Source organism: Pirellula sp. SH-Sr6A (assembly GCF_001610875.1).
Taxonomy (GTDB): Bacteria; Planctomycetota; Planctomycetia; order Pirellulales; family Pirellulaceae; genus JBKCUI01.
In genome coordinates, this window is the sequence record NZ_CP011272.1 from 2,220,852 (window position 1) to 2,238,913 (window position 18,062).

Here is an 18,062-nt window from a genome sequence, read left to right on the forward strand (position 1 = left end):
AACGCCGCATAGATGGGTTATCGGTTCGGCCTCTGGTAAACTTTAACGGTCGCGATGACTTTTCCGATTTTTCATGAAAGCCCCCAACAGGCTACGCTAGCAATCTCGCGGTGCATCGAACGGGTCGGCTCCACCGATCTGGCTTGATCTACACGGAGAAATCTCCTAGGTACGGACGCATGGCAACCCAACCCAAACCAATACCATCCAACTGGCATGACTCGCAAACAAAAGGATGCCTCCAAGGCATTTCGTCGGAGGCGGGCATACAATTTTATGGGGCCAATCGCTGCTGGTTGCTTCTCCTTTTGATGGCAATGCCCATATCCCTGCTCCTTACCAGGGATGCAGACGCCCAATTGCAGCTAATCCCCTCCGGAGGGACTGCTGGGACCACCCCGGCGACGAATCCGAACAACGCCGCTCCGAATCGGGGCTCTGCAACCAATCCAGGGACCGCGACGACGCAGCCCCCTGCTCCGATTATTTCGGGAAACCCTTCTTCGGGCAGTTTGGGCAACCCCCAAACCAATCCGCCGAGTGTCCCTACCCCCGTTCCGGTCGCACCCGTGGGGGATATCGCCTCGATCAGCGTCGAGAGCGTTTCCGCCTATTTGCAGCAATTGCAAAGCGCCACCGATTTGGACGCCAATCTCAAGCAGGCCCTCGTTACGGCTTATGAAGCGTTGTTGGCGGAACTGAAAAGTCGAAACGAAAATGAAAAGTACTACCGGGAACTGCTGGCGGCCTACGAAGCGGCGCCCACCGCCACGGCGGAAGCCAAAAGGCGCAAGGAGAGCTTCTCGCCTCGCTTTGTCTATTTAGAAAGCAGCCTCGATTCGGCTCCCATTGAACGGCTGCAAAGCTATCAACTGGAACTGCAGTCGCTCCTCCAAACCGCGGTCGACGGCCGAGCGAAAGTGGACGCGACCATCGTCAGTCGCGACGCCCAGAAAAAAGAGTTACCACGCCTCTTATCGGAAGCCAAAGCGGCGATCACTAAGCTCAACGATGAACTCAACGCGCCTCCGGTCGAAGGTACGGATCCGCGATTGCGGGAAGCGAACTTGCTTTTGCTTCGGGCCCGGCTGATGAGTCTTAATGAACGGACTCGACGCATCGAGCAGGAACAAAGAACCTACGATGCGGAAACCGAGTTGCTGTCATTGCAAAAAGCTATCTTTGCCACGGAAGAAAAGTACTACCAGACCAAAATCAAGGAAGTGACGGAGGAGCTCAACAAACGCCGAGAGAGTTTGATTGCCAAGCAAAAGAAGCTAGCAGAGAGCATCGTCGTCCAGTCACCGGGCGAATTGCGACCGCGGGCCGAGCAGATCGTGGTGCGAACCGACGCTTGGCTCGGGCTTGCGAAACAAAATGCCTTGATGCGCCTCGAGTCCGATGCCGCACGTGCGGAGCTCAAACTCTGGACGGAGCGTTACCGTATTATGACCGAGCGTATCTCGCACGAGAGCACGAAGAATGTCACGAACTTCAACAGCATGGTCGGGTTGATGCTTCGCAAACAACGGAGCGAACTGCCCGATATCAACGAACTCACCGACAAGCTGCATGACTACCAAGACAAGCTCGTTGCCACGCAAACACTGATCCTCGAGTTGGATGACTGGAAGGCAGCATCGGCTGCCGTCATCGAGCCTGAGAGCTTCACCGATGAATCCGCACAATTCTTTCCCTCTGCCGATTTGCGTGAGAAGGCACGACTGTTACATAACTTTGAGCATCGCGTCGTCGACGAGTTCCGTATCGACGCTAACAGCTACTTCGAAAGCCTGTTCAATTTGGGAGTCAACACCCAGCAGACGATCGAACAGGTGAAGAAGTATCGTTCGTTCATCGACGAACACGTCTTATGGATTCGCTCGAGCGAAGCGTTTCAGCTCAGCGATGCACGCGAGGTTTGGCCATCTCTGCAATGGTTATTCCAGTTCGGGAATTGGCGAGAGATACCACTTCTCATACTGAGCGATTTTCAAAACCATCTTTGGAGCTACCTGCTCGGTGGTGCACTCATCGTCGCCCTGATCCTGAACATCAAGCGATTGAAGACGGACACCAAGAAGGAGGGCGAGCTCGCGAGTCGGCCCAACTGCACATCATTGATTCCGACATGGAAGACCATGTTCGCTTGCGTGTTGCTTGCGAGCCCCCTGGCGCTCATCCACTTGGTCATCGGATGGCGATTGAACCATGCGGAAAACCGGGCCTTTGCCGAAGCCATCGGGATGGGTTTGATGGTTGGGGCCAGGTATTTCTTTCCGCTGGAATTACTTCGGCAAGTCTGTCGCGCTGGAGGGCTTGCCGAAAACCATTTCCGGTGGTCGAAGGAATCAACATCTATTTTGCGCAAGAATCTCCGATGGTTTATCGATCTAGCCGTTCCATGCGTTTGTGTTGTCGCGGTGCTGGCTCAGTTCGGAGAAAGCAAGTATGAGAACTCGCTGGGACGAATCATCTACGCTGCCTTGATGCTCCTTTGCTTCTTATTCCTGATTCGGTGCTTGCATCCAACACACGGTGTTTTCTCGAACTTCTTGAAGAATCACCCTGGAGGATGGATCGATCGTTTGAAATACCTATGGTACCCCATCTTTGCCTGCGGCCCTTTAGCGCTGATGGCCATGAGTTTGATGGGGTATCATTACACTTCGGTGCGCCTAGCCATGCACCTGCACACGACCTTCATCACATTGGTCGGGATCCTACTGTTATCGAGTTTCATCTATCGATGGCTGCTACTCCGCCGTCGAGAGCTGCTGGTGGCCCAGGCCAAGCAACGACTGGAGGAAGCCAGACGACGCGATCCCAACGCCCCTACTTTGCCAAATCCATTGCTCGATTCCCATGCCGATTTGACGTCGATCAATAAGCAGACGATTCGCCTGGTTACGAGTACGTTGATCTTTGCATCCCTCGGGGCGGTAGCCGTCATTTGGTCGACGGTGCTTCCAGCGGTAGGGGTGCTCGACACGGTTCAGCTATGGACTGTAGATGGAGCAAGCGCAGGAGAACGGATTCCGATCACGCTGACAAACCTTCTCATTGCGATTCCAACTGGGATCATGACCGTCGTCGCGGCTCGCAATCTACCTGGTCTTATGGAGATCGCGTTATTGCAACACCTCCCGCTCGAGAACGCAGTTCGATACGCCATTTCCTCCATCTCGCGTTATACGATTCTCTTTCTCGGAATTCTGATGACGTTCAATAGCATCGGGGTTCGATGGGCGAGCATTCAATGGCTGGTAGCCGCGCTCGGCGTCGGTTTAGGCTTCGGTCTTCAAGAGATCTTTGCCAATTTCGTCTCCGGATTGATTTTGCTGTTCGAACAACCGGTCCGTGTCGGCGACGTCATCACATTGGGAGACACGACGGGAACTGTCTCTCGAATTCGGATGCGCGCGACGACGGTCACGAACTTTGATCAGCAGGAACTCATCATCCCAAACAAAGATTTGGTGACGGGTCGACTGCTCAATTGGACTTTGACCGACTCTACGAACCGCATGATGATGATGATCAATATTTCCAACGACTCGGACCCGGAAGTTGCCTGCGCGCTGATACGAGAGATCTGCCTGGAACACTCCAACATCCTCAAGGAACCAGCGCCGACAGCGTTCATCGAAGAGTTTGGCGAGAACAAGCAAACGATTCGAGTTCGATGCTTCCTGGCGAGCCTGGATTTGAGACTGCCGACCCGCCATGAAGTGCATCTGCTCATTCGAAAACGCTTCGCGGAACTCGGAATCCAAATCTCGATACCACAGCAGGAGGTTCATTTGCGAAACTTCCCCAGCGACTGGAAGAAACCGGACCATCCAACGGTGGAAGATGCTGGCCTGAAACGACAACCTGTCGACCAACCCACTTCGCCAGCCTAGGCAAGCCGCGCTCCAACTCCAATTGGCGCCGCCTATTGGGAGGGCTAGCGGCCACACCCACTAGCGACCACACCCAACCGCTCCCACCGCTCGATGGTGGCCTTGCCTTCCCTCGATAGTGGCCTTGGTCATTACCCACTACGCCCTCCATTCGGGCGTGTCGGCAGAACCCTTATTTCGTTGGCATGGGTTGATTTTTGTTCCGCGCCTGGGGGCGGGCCGGTTCGGTCGCGTAGGGCTTGACCAATTCACAAAAAGCATCGGTCTGCCCCTGCCAGACCGCGGCCATCTCCTCAACGCGTTTGGGATCGGACTCGGCCAAGTTGTCTTGCTCCGCTCGATCGTTGCGAAGGTTGTATAGCTCCCAGGGACGATCCTTCTCCGCGACGATTTTCCAGTCCCCGACCCGCAAAGCTCGATTCCCTTCGTGCAGCCACCAAAGCGACGATCGCTCAACGGCACCGTCGCGTTGGAACGAGGGAGCTAGGCTCACACCGGGAGCGGCAGGGAGTTGGAGTCCCTCCCACTCCTTGGGCTTTTCGACTCCAGCAATTTCCAGCACGGTGGGAACCACATCGATCAAGTGTCCTGGGGTAGTGCGAATCTCCCCTTTCGCTTGGATGCCTTTAGGCCAGTGCACGATGAACGGTGTACTGATGCCTCCCTCGTGCACCCATGTTTTATGGCGACGGTGTGGCGTGTTCGCGGCGCTCGAGAAGCCTGGTCCGAGGGACAGGTACGACTTCTCGCTCCCCATGGGTGCAGCGGGATCATGTCCGCCATCACGCACCATGATCTCCGCGCTGGCTCCATTGTCGGAACAAAAAAGCACCAGCGTGTTGTCGAGTGCATCCATTTCTTCGAGCTGTTTCAAGATACGACCAATCGCTTGATCCATTCGATCGACCATCGCAGCATGAATCGCCATCTTCGTCGCTTGGAAGAACTTTTGGGAATCGTTGAGTTCGTTCCAAGGAACCGGGCGATTGACTTCCGAGTCTCCCAGCTTCTTCATCGCTTCGGGGAAAGCATACGGTGGTCCCACTTCCCGTTCGAGCGGAGAAAGAGTCGTGGAGGTGATGCCCATACTGCGCATCCGTTCCCATCGCTCCGTGCGAAGTTTATCCCATCCCTTCAAATAACGATCTTTGTACCTCGCGATATCTTCCGGACGTGCGTGAAGTGGGAAGTGAGGTGAAATGAAGGCGACGTAGGAAAAGAATGGAGCATCGCGGTGATGGGAAGCGTGATCGCGAAGGCATTCAATGGCGTGGTCGGCAGTTGCATCGGTGGAGTAATAGTCCGGACCGGACGGAGTCGTCACGGGGGAATCGTCGATGGTATTCCCTTTGTTGCTAAAGAAGTTTCCTTGATTGACCATGTTGAGGGAACGATGGAAACCGCTCGGCAGCACTTTGCCATCGATATGCCACTTACCGCTGTGATAGGACCGATAGTTGGCTGACTGGAGATAGTCCGGCAGCAATCGCGCCCAAGGGGGGCGTACCCCGTTACCTCCTCCTCCCAATCCCGGCAACGCATCCCGGCGAACTTGCTGGGCGTAGTAGCCGGTCAAGAGTGCCGCGCGAGAAGGCCAGCATCGTGCGGTATTGTAGAACTGGTTGTATCGCAATCCGTTTCGGGCCAGTCGGTCCAAGTTCGGGGTTTCGATTTCTCCTCCAAAGCACCCCACGTCGGAATATCCTAGATCGTCTGCGAAGAGGATAAGAACATTGGGGCGTCCCTCGTTGGCCTCAAGATGACGGCCACCGCTGACTAGACCGAACAGAAGCAGAAGAGCTGTGAAAACAAATCTAACGCGATGACTTTCGAGCGTTGAACAGAAGTGTCTTGTTTTCATCGGGATATCAAAGTCGGAGAGGTGCAAGCAAGGTTTGGAAGGGAGCACGGAAGGGAGATGTTCATGGGAACTGGCGTACCGACTCCATTGCCGCGACGCTACAGTATAACTCGGTGGAATATTCGAGGGGACCGATTTTGGTCGCTGGTGACATTCTCGTCAGCCTGAATCGAGGAAGAGAGAAGCCGTCTCGGCCTTGGTCTCCGAAGCAGCCGGTTCCACCCCATCCCTTTCAACTGAATGAACGCAAGAGTGAGACGATGAGCGACTGGATCGAAGCAGGAAACAAAGCGCCGACTTTTACAGCTGTGACCGATACGGGTAAGAAAGTGAAGCTGAGCGATTACAAGGGGAAGGTCGTCGTTCTTTATTTCTATCCGAAAGATGACACCCCTGGCTGCACCAAGGAAGCATGCGCCTTTCGCGACGCCAGCGATGCTTTGCAAAAACGAGGTGCCGTCGTGTTGGGGGTAAGTCCGGACGACGACAAGTCGCATGCGAAGTTCCGCGACAAGTTCAGTTTAAACTTCCCATTGCTCGCAGACCCGGACCATTCCATTGCCGAAGCCTACGGAGCTTGGCGGGAAAAGAACATGTACGGAAAGAAGAGTATGGGAGTCCAGCGCAGCACCTATCTGATCGACAGCGACGGCAAGGTAGCGAAGGTCTGGAAACGAGTAAGCGTTGATGGACATGACGCGGCGGTCCTCGAGGCGATCGACGAACTCGCGTCTCGCTAGCCTGATAATGCCTGAGAGGAATAGGGCAATGGGTTGCACGCAATGATTGGATATTCGCTTCGCCACTTCAAGCGGTTTTCATGTTTCGCATTCTAGTCAAGAAGTATATCCACGAGTCGCTACTACTTTGGCTCGCGTGCGCGCTGGTTCTCCTGTTCTTTCCCTGGGTTCGCATTTGGACCGTCAGTCAATTTGAATTGAGCGGCTTTGCATCGATTCTCGAACAATTCCGCTCGTTCGAAAAGTTCTCACCCGTTCCGCTTGAACAGTTCCTCACGTACCAAGGAATGGTGGGATTTACCTTTGATGAACCAGTCTTGCTCCTCTGTATCCTCGTGTGGTCGATCTCCCGAGGTTCGGATGTGGTGAGTGGTGAATTGAACCGAGGAACGATGGAACTCTTACTGGCTCAGCCGATCGAACGAAGCCGACTGTTCGCGGCTCATGCGACCGTCACGATCTTAGGGCTCGTCCTTTTGTGCATTCTCGTGTACGCAGGGATCTACCTCGGAATTATGACCAATTCGACACCAGTCAGCACGGGAGGATCGATGCGAATCCCCTTTCTGAATCTGGATGTAGGTATTCCCCTATCCCCGAAGAGGCAGGAGTGGGTCCCCCTCCGAAATTTCGTGGATCCCTTCCTTTACATCCTTCCCACATTGAACTTGTTTTCATTAGGGTTCATGGTCCTCGGTATCAGCGTTCTCTTAAGTGCTCGCGATCAATATCGATGGCGTGCGATCGGACTGACGATTGGTATCTATGTCTCACAACTCCTGCTTTTTATCCTTTCAAAATCGACTCCTTCGACGCATGTTTTGACGCCGTTCAGTTTCCTCGCGGCATATCAACCTGATTGGAGCGTGCAAAGGATTCATCGCCACCGGGCGGCGGCATGGAGTTTGTGGAGCGACGGGGACGCGTCCAAAATCGGACTCGACTATTGGATGAGTTGCATGGAGCCTCCCGCATTCATCGCGATACTATTGCTCTTGGGGACTCTCGCGTATGCTATCGCTTGGAGAGTCTTTACCAGAAGGGATCTTCCGGCACCCAACTAACCCAGTCGCATCCACCGAGACAAGCAAATATGTCGAACACTCATTGGCATTTTGGTACCAGCCCCAGTGTTCGATTTGGTCGAGGTGCGTTGGCGGTGCTTCCTGCCTGCTTAAAACGATTAGGGCTCGCTCGACTTTTCATGGTGACAGACTCGGTGGTTGGGTCGATCGGATCTGTCCAAAGTACCTTGAAAGAACTTCGAGATTCCGGGTTTTCCATCGAGCTATTCGAGGGTGGGAAACCAGAGCCAAGCGTTGCCGTCGCCGAAGCGGCTTGCCAAGCTGCGATGAAATCCGACATGGATGCAGTAATCGGGATTGGAGGTGGGAGCAATTTGGACATCGCCAAGATGGTGGCGACTTGGCTACGTCACGGCGGTTCGCTAAGACAGTACTTCGGATTCGGGAACATTCCCGGCCCCATTCTTCCCCTCATCGCCATTCCAACAACAGCAGGAACGGGAAGCGAGGTTTCACATTCCGCGGTTCTCACCGACGAGCAGGCGGGAGTCAAGGTAAGTACATTGAGCCCTTACCTGCGTCCCTGCATGGCGATCATCGATCCATCGCTGACCGACTCTTGCCCTCCGCGCGTCACAGCCCATAGTGGCATCGATGCATTGGTGCACGCGATCGAAGCCCTCACCAACAAACCCTTCACTTCTTTCGAGGGGACCGGCAACGCTTACGAAGGAAGCTATCCGCTTACGCGATTGCTGGCCTTGGAAGCAATCGGTCAGATCGCCAGGTTCCTCGTGCGAGCTGTCGACGTTCCAGGGGATCAAGCAGCTCGAGACGGCATGGCTTATGCCGCGATGCTCGCCGGGATGGCGTTTTCCAACAGCGGCGTGGGGCTGGTGCATGCGCTGGAGTACCCCATCGGGGCGATCACCCATTGTTCACATGGCGAAGGGAACGGGCTTTTGCTGCCTCACGTGATGGAGTTCAATCAACCGATGTGCGCGGAAGCCTTGGCCCAAGTCGGGTCGCTTCTTCTGGGGCAGTCCGATTGTTCCAGCGAAGACGCGATCTCAGCAGTAGAAAAACTGTTGACTCGCATTGAAATTCGCACGCGATTGCGAGACTTGGGGCTTCAAGAATCCGACATTCCCACGGTCGTTACCAAGACACTGCAAATCGAGCGGCTCCTGGCGGTCAATGCTCGCCGTCCGACTGCAGAGGACTTGGAACGAATTCTCCGACGGGCGTATTAGTCCTCCGTGCTATGTATTTGCACGACCGGCACAAAAATCGAGTACAATGTTCGGCAACGCCTTGAGCTAGTGCTCTCCCCATTCCCGCCAGCCATCCCCCCGCCTCGCAATCCTCCCCCTCTTCTGGGCCCTCGGTATGTTGAAGTTTGTTGGGTTTTCTACCATCGCATTGTCCGTCCTGCTCTTCTCGAACGCGTGGGCTCCCTATTCCCTCGGGCAGTCGGCCAGCGCGTTCCCTCCTGAAATCGCTCCCATCTTTCAGCGTTATTGCTCCGAGTGCCATTCCAATGAGACCGATGAAGGGAACTTGAGCTTCGAGGCCTGGGGCGACACACCCGAAATCGATCGCGAGAAAAAGCTCACGCAGATTCTTCGCGTGCTGAAGCTCGAAGAAATGCCCCCCGAAGGCTCCGAGAAGCCTTCGGCGCAGGAAATGGTCATGATCCAAAAATGGAGTCAATCGGTATTGGATCGCGTTGCAGAGGAGAAGGCCAATGACCCCGGCCCCATCATCCTTCGACGCCTCAGCAATAGTGAATACACTTGGACGCTGAGAGATCTTACAGGTGTTCCCACACTCGACCCGACCAAGGAGTTTCCGGTCGACAACGTCGCGGGAGAGGGCTTTACCAATGCTGGGGCCGCGATGGTAATGAGCCCAGCATTGTTCAACAAGTACTTCGACGCAGCCAAGTCGATCGCGCAACGGACGGTCCTGCTGCCCGACGGAATCGGTTTTTCAGAAAGCACATCGTCCAACGATTGGGCTACGGAGCGGTTGAACTGGATCCGCCAGCTTTACGCGCGTTACACCGACGCTCGAGGTGCCGAGAAGGTGAACTTGCAGGGAGTTCAATTTGAAACGAATCAAGGAGGACGCAATCCGTTCGATCGCTATCTCGAATTGCTTTTTCAGAATGAGAATGCACTCGCAACCGGTTCGAAATCGCTTCAGGATGTCGCGAAGATCGGGAACGGGAGCGAGCGTTACCTCGCTGTTTTAGCAAAGCAATTGGGCCTGACGATGGCGGACTCGCGAGGAGATTTGGTTCATCGTTCGGAGTTGGGCGAGATGGCTTTGGCTTCACCGTTGGTGAAAGGGCTGCGATCGCAATGGGCTCTTGCGAAGGGAAAGCCGTCGAGCGCAGACGTTTCGAATTGGGTGGGACAATGGCAACAGAAGCTATGGAAATTCAGCGCCGTCGGGCATATCGGCAAACTCAATGGCCCGAAAGCTTGGCAGGAACCAGTCGATCCGTTGACCCACCGGCTTTCCATCCGGCACAAGCTGAATGCACAGACCGATTCCCTCGTGATCGAACTGCACGAAGCGGGGGATGGTCGAGATGGTGACTATGTTCAGCTGGCATCCCCTCGGTTTATCCGATCAGGAGAGTCGGACCTCCCTCTCGTCGATGCGATTCGTTTGGCGAGCGAATGGAAGGAACTTGCCTCGACCATGAGAGGATCGGTGGAGCAGGCGCTCGCCATCGCAGAGGGAATCGACACTGCGGTCACCCAGGAAGAGATCCGAAACCTAGCAGGAAAAGCGTCTCTTTCTGAGTCGTCCTTAGCGCTATGGCTGGAGTTGGTCGGACTATTTCAATCGGACGCTGGCAAACGGGACGGGAGCGACGAAGTCCTTTTTACCAAGTCAGCTTCTAATCTTTCCGGCCACGCATTTATTGGAGGATGGGTCGGAGAAGACGCATTGAGTATTGTTGCCAATTCCTCCGACATGGAGGTAAGAATTCCAGGAGTTATGACTCCTAAGAGCATCGCGATGCACCCGGCACCGACGCGCAGTATCGGGGCTGGATGGACCGCGTCTCGAAGTGGTAAGGCGAAGATCGATGCTGTGATTCAGCACGCTCATCCCGAGTGCGGGAACGGGATCGCGTGGCTTTTGGAAATCAAGCGCCGCGGTGCACGGATTGGTTTAGCAAGTGGAAACTCCGCCGGTGGCAAGCCCGTCCCTATTGGGCCGTTCTCAAACGTGCCCCTTCTCGCAGGGGACGAGGTCCGTCTCTGGATCAGTCCAAAGGATGGAAACCACTCCTGCGACCTTACGAGAGTCGATTTCACGATTGAGCAAGGTGAAAAGCGGTGGAACCTATCCGAGTCGCTCCATGCGAAGCTGACCGAATCCAACCCTTTAGCGGATCACAGTGATACGAAGTGGCAATTCTTCCACGCTCCGGTTCAAAAGTGGAGTTCCCGACTGGTACCTCCGGGGAGCCTGCTGAGTCAATGGTTTCTCAGCGCGGACACTTCTGCAAGGTCGCAAATCGCTTCAAAACTGCAACAGCTTCTCAAGTCGGAGGCTCCGTCCGAGCCGATTTCCCCGGCCGACCAGCAACTGCTAAAGCTCTTCTCGACGTCGGTCCAATGGGGGCGTGACTCGGACCCAGAAACCAAATCCTCACCCATCCTGCTCGAGTCTTCAGCGGGCGAAATGGCTTTGACCCGCGAAGGTCTTTCGCTCGCGGATGAGACCTGGGTGAAGATACCCATTCCAGCCTTTTTTCGAGAGGAGTGGGAGTTCGCAGCGGAAGCAACTCTGGACCCTCACAGGGGGCGCGACGGATCGGTGCAGATTCTTGTTCAGAATCGATCCGATGCCTCCGCATTCGATCGCCAACGCGACCGATCAAGCTTGATTCATGAACCGGTGTTGGTTCACCCAGAAGGATCGAAAGAAAGAGTATTTCGCACAGCATTCGAAGACTTTCGCAACACGTTCCCCATTGCACTTTGCTATCCGCAAATCGTTCCGGTCGACGAAGTCGTGACGCTTACTCTTTACCATCGGGAAGATCGATTCCTCAAGGAGCTCATGCTCACGGATTCGGAACGCGAGGAATTAGAACGACTGTGGACGGAGCTGCATTTTGTTAGCCAGGATGCACTTCGGAGCGTCGATGTGTTCGAGCAGTTATGGCAATATGCTACCCAAGACGCCGACCCCTCTGCGTTCGAGCCGCTGCGAGAACCGATTCTCAAGAGAGCAGCTCAGTTTCGAGAGGAATTGGTGCGCGCTGAAGAGAAACAATTGAACGGCGTGTTGGAATTTGCTGCGAAGGCATTTCGTCGCGCGTTGCGGGCCGAAGAAACCGAAAGGTTACGAGGGTTGTATCGCACATTTCGCGAGCAAGGACTATTGCACGATGCTTCCATTCGCGGGGTGGTGACCCGCATCTTGGTCGCACCCGAATTTCTTTATCGGCTAGAGGTTCCTGCCAAGTCGCAATCGGAGCCCCTTCGAGCCGAGGAATTGGCGACACGCTTGAGTTATTTCCTCTGGTCCTCCGCACCGGACGAAACGTTACTTGGGTTGGCGGCAGATGGCTCATTGCTTCGGGAGCCAATCCTTCGTCAACAGGTTCGTCGCATGCTGGAGGATCCCAGATCCTCTCGCATGGCAACTTCCTTTTTCGGTCAATGGCTTCAAATTGCAAATGTCGCTGAGCTCGACGAAAAGAGTGAAAAGGAGTTTCCTGAATTCCTTAGCATCCGGGGAAATCTGCAGGCGGAAGCCAATCGACTGTTCGAGCATCTACTGATGGAAAACCGACCGCCCCTCGAGCTTTTGACCGCAGATTACATGTTCGTCGATCGTGATTTGGCCGGCTACTACGGCATTCCGATCGATTTGGTTCCTGCTTCGAATTCCGAAACCGAACAAAAGGACGGAGGCCTTGTTCGAACCAGCTCACCGGTGACCCGATTGGGTAATGCCTCGCAGTGGAATCGCGGTGGGTTGCTGACTTTGGGAGCGCTGCTGTCAAAGTTGTCTGGAGCATCGAGGACGAGTCCGATTCTGCGAGGAACTTGGGTGAGCGAAGTCTTGTTGGGTGAACCCCTTCCCAAGCCACCGAAGAATGTCCCGCAGTTGCCCGACTCGGTACCTGAGAATTTGAGCGAACGTCAACTAACAGAATTACATGTGAGTGCACCTGGGTGCAGCAACTGCCATCGTCGTATCGACCCATTCGGGTTCGCACTGGAGTCTTACGATGCGATAGGACGATATCGCACTTCCGACAAGGCAGGTCATTTGGTGGACACCAAAACGGCGTTGCCCGATGGTACGGTTGTGTCAGGTGTTACCGAACTGAGAGACTATTTGGTTCGGACGAGGAATAACGAGTTCTTATTGCAGTTTCATCGCAAACTGTTGGGGTATGCGTTGGGTCGCGAGGTAATGTTGTCAGACAAACTTTTTTTGGAGTCGCTTGCACAAAGAGCTACAACCGAATCTAGCTACGGAATCGGGGATGCTGTCGAAGCGATTGTGATGAGCCGGCAGTTTCGTGAAATTCGGTCAGAGGAAGAGGTAAAGCCATGACATGCAGTTGGAACACACAGCGCCGATGGGATCGTCGAACCATTCTTCGTGGAATTGGCGTGTCGATGGCGTTGCCTTGGATGGAGTCCATTCCGGTATGGGGACAAGCCACGGCGGCGACGGCTTCGAATTCGAAACCTCCCGTTCGCTTTGCTGCCCTTTTCGCAGGCAATGGATTTCATAGCAAAGAGTGGTGGGCAGAGGGAGATGGAGCGTCGATGAAAGTAGGGCGCGTCCTGAAATCGCTTGAGCCCCTCCGCGATCAGATGTTGTTTATTCGAGGGCTATACAATCAAGAGGCCTTGAAAGGAAACATCCACTCGTCGCAAACCGGCAATCTCCTTTCGGGTGCACCGCTGGCATCGGGAGGAGAGATTCGTTCCGGGACCAGCGTCGATCAATGGATCGCACAGACGTATGGACGTAACACAAAAGTACCGAGCTTGGTGCTGGGCTGTGAAAAGTCGAATCCTTCGGTTCACAAGAACTATTCGATGCTCTATAGCTCGCACATTTCATGGTCCTCGCCGACCACGCCGACTCCGTTAGAGATCTATCCCGCATTGGCGTTTGACCGGCTCTTTAAAGAGGAAGTTCACCAGCAGGATCAAAGTGTGCTCGATGCTGTTCTTGGGGATGCCGCCGATTTACGCCGTCATGTAAGCCAATCGGATCGGCGAAAATTGGACGAGTATTTGGATTCGGTCCGCGATGTCGAAGATCGGATCGCGCAAGCTGGAAAACGAGGAGAGCTGCAAGGCTGGCGTCCGACGATGGAGAAGCCGGACCGCGAGCGTCCCGCCGATGGAATCCCACAGGACATTAGCGAGCACATGCGATTGATGTGCGACATCCTGCTTTTGGGTTTCCAAACCGATACGACCAGAGTGACGACGTTGAAGCTGAACAACGATCACTCCTCCCTTCGCTTCCCCCACTTGGGGGTCGACTACATGATCCATCACCTGCTTTCCCATTCGGACACGGAGGATTGGCTGAAGGTCAATCAGTTTTTCGTCGAACAGCTCGCGTACATTGCGACGCGGATGCAGACGATCCAAGAGGGGGACGGTACGCTGCTGGACAATTCCATGCTTTTGTTCTGCTCCAGCATGATGAATGGAGGGCATGATGCCAGCCAACTTCCGGTCGTTATGCTCGGAAAGGGGGGCGGTCGCTTAGAAACGGGCAAGGTATTGGATTATCGGGACGCCCCAAATCGCCAAATGTGCCGATTGTTCCTATCCGTTCTTGACAAGTTCGATCTCCATCCTGAACAATTTGGCGACGCTTCGGAGCCACTTCCGTCGGTTTGACCGAGGCAACTCTTCTTCAGGATGTGATTTATGAATGCAGACTCCAACACTTCGGTTGGCATTGACCGAAGTGACGCGGTTTCCCCTCAGCCAATTAGGAGTCTGCGAGGATGGCCGGCGGTCGTGCTCATCGTATTGGCCGTACTCGTCCGATTCGTGCCGGTTTGGATTGAGGGGGCCAGTTTACCCCTGCTGATGCTCGGTTTCATGGGACCGGCCGCGCTGAGCCTTGCCCTCGCCATTTGGTGGCTGTTTTTCAGCGGTGCAAGTTGGCGAGAGAAGGGAATTGGCATCGGAGGATTGGCTGCCATCATCGCGATGACCAGTTTGACCCTCGATCCGTCCATGCGTGGTATCAGCATGTTCCTTTGGATCATTCCTGTCGGCATGGCGGCATTCGCCATACCCTTGGTCGTGGCATCCCATTATCCGAGGGTCCGAGTTTGGCTGGGATTATTAGGCGCTCTGCTGGGCTTTGGTGTTTGGAACGCATTTCGTTCTGAAGGTGTAACAGGTGAGTTCACCGTCGAGTTTCGACCTCGATGGTCGATCCCTGCGGAACAAGACTACCTGCAATCCCGAGGAGAAGCATCGAATAGCCCTTTCGCAGCGGATCCATCGAATCCAAACGTTCCTTGGCCAGAGTTTCGAGGCCCCCACCGAGATGGAAGTGTTTCCGGGGTCAAACTCATCGAGGATTGGGAGACGAATCCACCTGAGTTGGTTTGGAAACGGGCGATAGGACCGGGTTGGTCTTCTTTTGCGGTGGCGGAAAACCATCTCTTTACACAAGAACAAGTAGGAGACCAGGAAGCGGTCGTCTGCTTGAATGCGGACACCGGTAACACGGTGTGGGCCTATTCCACCCCCGGTCGCTTCGCAGAGGAGATGGGCGGAATCGGCCCTCGCGCGACCCCCACCTATCACGCTCAGCGGATCTATGCCGTAGGGGCCGATGGAATGGTGGTTTGTTTGAAGGCGTCCGATGGCAAAGAAGTTTGGCGGCGCGAGTTGATGCAGGATGCGAGTCGCAAACAACCACCCTGGGGATTCTCCAGTTCCCCGCTGATCGTAAACGATGTCGTCGTGGTCCATGCAGGAGGCCCAGGTGACAAGGGTGTATTTGCTTACGGCCAAGCGGACGGCGGTATTCGCTGGCAGGTTGCTTCTGGTGATCACAGCTACAGTTCTCCTCAGATGGCTACCTTCGACGGAACAGCCGGTATTCTGATGGCAACGAACGAAGGTTTGCAGTTTCTGGATCCCACCTCTGGGGCAACGATTTGGAATCACGAATGGAAGATCGACACCTATCGCGCAGTTCAAACGGTGGTGGAGGGGAATTCTGTTTTCGTAGCCGCCAGTATGGGAAATGGGATACGCAGACTGAATATCTCCCGTGAAGAAGGAACATGGAAAGTCGAGCCCCAATGGACTTCACGCGACTTGAAGCCCGATTTCAACGACATGGTCGCTTACGAAGGAACTCTGTACGGATTCGATGCCACCATATTCGGAGCGGTGTCGATGGATACAGGGAAACGACTTTGGAAAAAGGGAAGGTATGGCGCCGGGCAAGTATTATTGCTTGCCGATACCGGTCATCTACTGGTCGCCGCCGAATCTGGAGACTTGGTTTTGCTGAAAGCCTCACGAGAAAAACTGGAGGAAGTTGCAAGAGTTCCTGCCATCGAATCGAAAACATGGAACCATCCCGTCGTGGTGGGAGACCGCGTCTACGTTCGAAATAGCCAGCAGGCTGCATGCTACAAACTGCCGGTTGCTACCAATCCGTAAACGATCCAGCACGAAACATGGATGGAGCCGTACCAATATTGGCGTGAATCGCGATGACTTCTGTACAACTAGATGCACCTGTGAAGCCCGAGCGTTATCGTTCGCTCGATGTCTTTCGGGGTGCAACGGTTGCTGGAATGATCCTTGCGAACAACCCGGGTCCCTGGTCGGCCATGTTCCCACCGCTGCAACATGCGAAATGGCATGGTTGTACTCCCACCGATTGGGTCTTCCCATTTTTTCTTTTTGCGGTAGGCATCGCGTTGGCATGGGTTTGGAGACGTCAGCAGGCTTTGACCGACTCCGTTGTTTACGTTCAGATTCTTCGACGCACATTGCTCCTCTTTGCGATTGGTCTTTTCCTCAACGCCTTTCCCTTCGTTGCGTGGACTCCGGATCAACAGCTGGAATGGAAATCCCTCTCCAACCTTCGCATCCTCGGGGTGCTTCAACGCATCGCGTTGGCTTATGGAATCGCGGCCATCGCCGTCCGGTTTTTCGCTCGCAACGGCGAGACCTACCGCATCAGCATCCTCACGGCTCTGTTGCTGTTCGGATACTGGATTCTTTGCCGTGCATTAGGTGCTCCTCCTGACCCGTACAGCTTGGAGGGTTTTGTGGGGACCCATGTGGATCGGGCTCTCCTGGGCCCCTCTCATCTCTACCGAGGGGAAGGGGTTCCCTTCGATCCTGAGGGATTGTTGAGCACGTTACCAGCCGTAGCCCAAGTGTTTTTGGGGTGGTGGACCGGTGTCACGCTCCTGCGTTCTTCCAAGGACGAATCGCTCCTAGGGAAATTGCTACTAGTCGGCGTCCATTGGCTGTTCATCGCTTCCGTCTGGCAACTTGAATTTCCATTGAACAAAAAGATTTGGACGTCGACTTTCGTCCTTCACACCAGCGGACTCGCCCTTTTTGCACTCTGCCTCTTGATCTATTGGGGAGAGATTTCCAAATCGAACGGGAGCATCGTGGGGGCTAGATTGGGGAATGGTATCGCACGCGTCCTTTCCTATCCGTTTTACTTCTTTGAAGCCTTTGGAAAAAACCCTTTGTTCCTGTTTGTGCTGAGCGGTCTAATTCCTAGGGGTCTCGGGCTTATCCGATGGCAAATCGAGTCGGAGGATGGGGCGCCGAAGTGGACAACGCCATTGCCCTGGCTGTATCAAAATCTGTTCGTCGGAGAAGGGCTCGACCCCAGGTTGAGTTCCCTGCTCTACAGCCTCGCCTGGCTAGGCATTTACGGGATGATTGCCCTCGAAATGGACCGGCGCAAATGGGTTATCAAAGTATAACCACGAAACATCTTGAATCACCGAAGCGGCCAATTACGCTGGAATAGAACTATTTCCAAGGAGCGTGCGCTATGATTAAGAAATTGGTCTTGGTCTTTGTTTCCCTGTTGTCGGTCGGTGGGAGTTCGAGCCTTTGCTTCGGACAGGGTCCCTTCGAATTTCAATTTGGCTATTCGTTGGGAATCCAGAACAGCTTCCGCAATCGGTTGCCGGCTCCCCCTTACTTTTCGGTTTTCCCTCCCGTCTATTACGGGCAAAGGTACGCCCGGCCCTACGGCGAAAGCCCCTTTGCTTCGTGGCCTCTTTTGAGATCCGACTCCTCCTACCACGCCGTTCCTATGGAAGGTCATCTGGTCAACCCAAGAACCGTATGGAATCACCACGTCCCTCATCCACAGCCGCCTAAAGTCGAAGTCTCGGCGGACAAGAAAGCGGCCGATGTCGTTACGGCCCCGGTTGCCATCGAGCCGAATGTAGTGGTGAATCCTTTTGTGGTCGAGCATTACGCTGCCAAGTAATCGG

General features: G+C 54.6%; 10 protein-coding genes. 9 read left to right on the top strand and 1 reads right to left on the bottom strand.

Annotated elements, in window-relative coordinates:
- Positions 1-179 precede the first annotated feature (179 nt).
- Positions 180-3,905 (top strand): mechanosensitive ion channel domain-containing protein, encoded by a 3,726-nt coding sequence (locus tag VN12_RS08760; protein ID WP_146676470.1) that lies wholly within the window; start codon positions 180-182, stop codon positions 3,903-3,905.
- A 172-nt stretch (positions 3,906-4,077) separates the two neighbouring features.
- On the opposite strand, the gene VN12_RS08765 is transcribed toward VN12_RS08760, so the two are convergent.
- Entirely contained in the window at positions 4,078-5,766 is a 1,689-nt protein-coding gene (locus VN12_RS08765) for an arylsulfatase (RefSeq protein ID WP_146676471.1), read from the bottom strand.
- Positions 5,767-6,026: 260 nt separating this feature from the next.
- Here VN12_RS08765 and bcp point away from each other — a divergent pair, with 260 nt between their 5' ends.
- The 8 genes from bcp to VN12_RS08805 all read left to right on the top strand — a co-directional run bounded on the left by bcp (position 6,027) and on the right by VN12_RS08805 (position 18,058).
- Positions 6,027-6,506: a thioredoxin-dependent thiol peroxidase gene (gene bcp / locus VN12_RS08770; RefSeq protein WP_146679844.1), complete on the top strand. Its 480-nt coding sequence runs from the start codon at positions 6,027-6,029 to the stop codon at positions 6,504-6,506.
- Between the two features lie 80 nt (positions 6,507-6,586).
- Entirely contained in the window at positions 6,587-7,570 is a 984-nt protein-coding gene (locus tag VN12_RS08775) for an ABC transporter permease subunit (RefSeq protein WP_146676472.1), read from the top strand.
- 29 nt (positions 7,571-7,599) lie between these two features.
- Positions 7,600-8,784 carry an iron-containing alcohol dehydrogenase gene (locus VN12_RS08780; RefSeq protein ID WP_146676473.1) on the top strand — a complete coding sequence of 395 codons (1,185 nt, stop codon included), beginning with the start codon at positions 7,600-7,602 and terminating at the stop codon, positions 8,782-8,784.
- Between the two features lie 136 nt (positions 8,785-8,920).
- The gene (locus VN12_RS08785) at positions 8,921-13,132 is read left to right on the top strand and encodes a DUF1592 domain-containing protein (RefSeq protein ID WP_146676474.1); all 4,212 of its coding nucleotides are present in this window, start codon (positions 8,921-8,923) and stop codon (positions 13,130-13,132) included.
- Complete coding sequence (locus VN12_RS08790; RefSeq protein ID WP_240491365.1) at positions 13,129-14,448, top strand: DUF1552 domain-containing protein; 1,320 nt, start codon at positions 13,129-13,131, stop codon at positions 14,446-14,448. Before VN12_RS08785 ends, VN12_RS08790 begins: the two co-directional genes overlap by 4 nt.
- Positions 14,449-14,478: 30 nt before the next feature.
- A complete protein-coding gene (locus VN12_RS08795; RefSeq protein WP_146676475.1) occupies positions 14,479-16,245 on the top strand; it encodes a PQQ-binding-like beta-propeller repeat protein in 1,767 nt (588 codons plus the stop codon).
- Between the two features lie 53 nt (positions 16,246-16,298).
- Complete coding sequence (locus VN12_RS08800) at positions 16,299-17,540, top strand: acyltransferase family protein (protein ID WP_205855234.1); 1,242 nt, start codon at positions 16,299-16,301, stop codon at positions 17,538-17,540.
- A 71-nt stretch (positions 17,541-17,611) separates the two neighbouring features.
- The gene (locus VN12_RS08805) at positions 17,612-18,058 is read left to right on the top strand and encodes a hypothetical protein (protein WP_146676476.1); all 447 of its coding nucleotides are present in this window, start codon (positions 17,612-17,614) and stop codon (positions 18,056-18,058) included.
- The last annotated feature ends 4 nt before the right edge of the window (positions 18,059-18,062 follow it).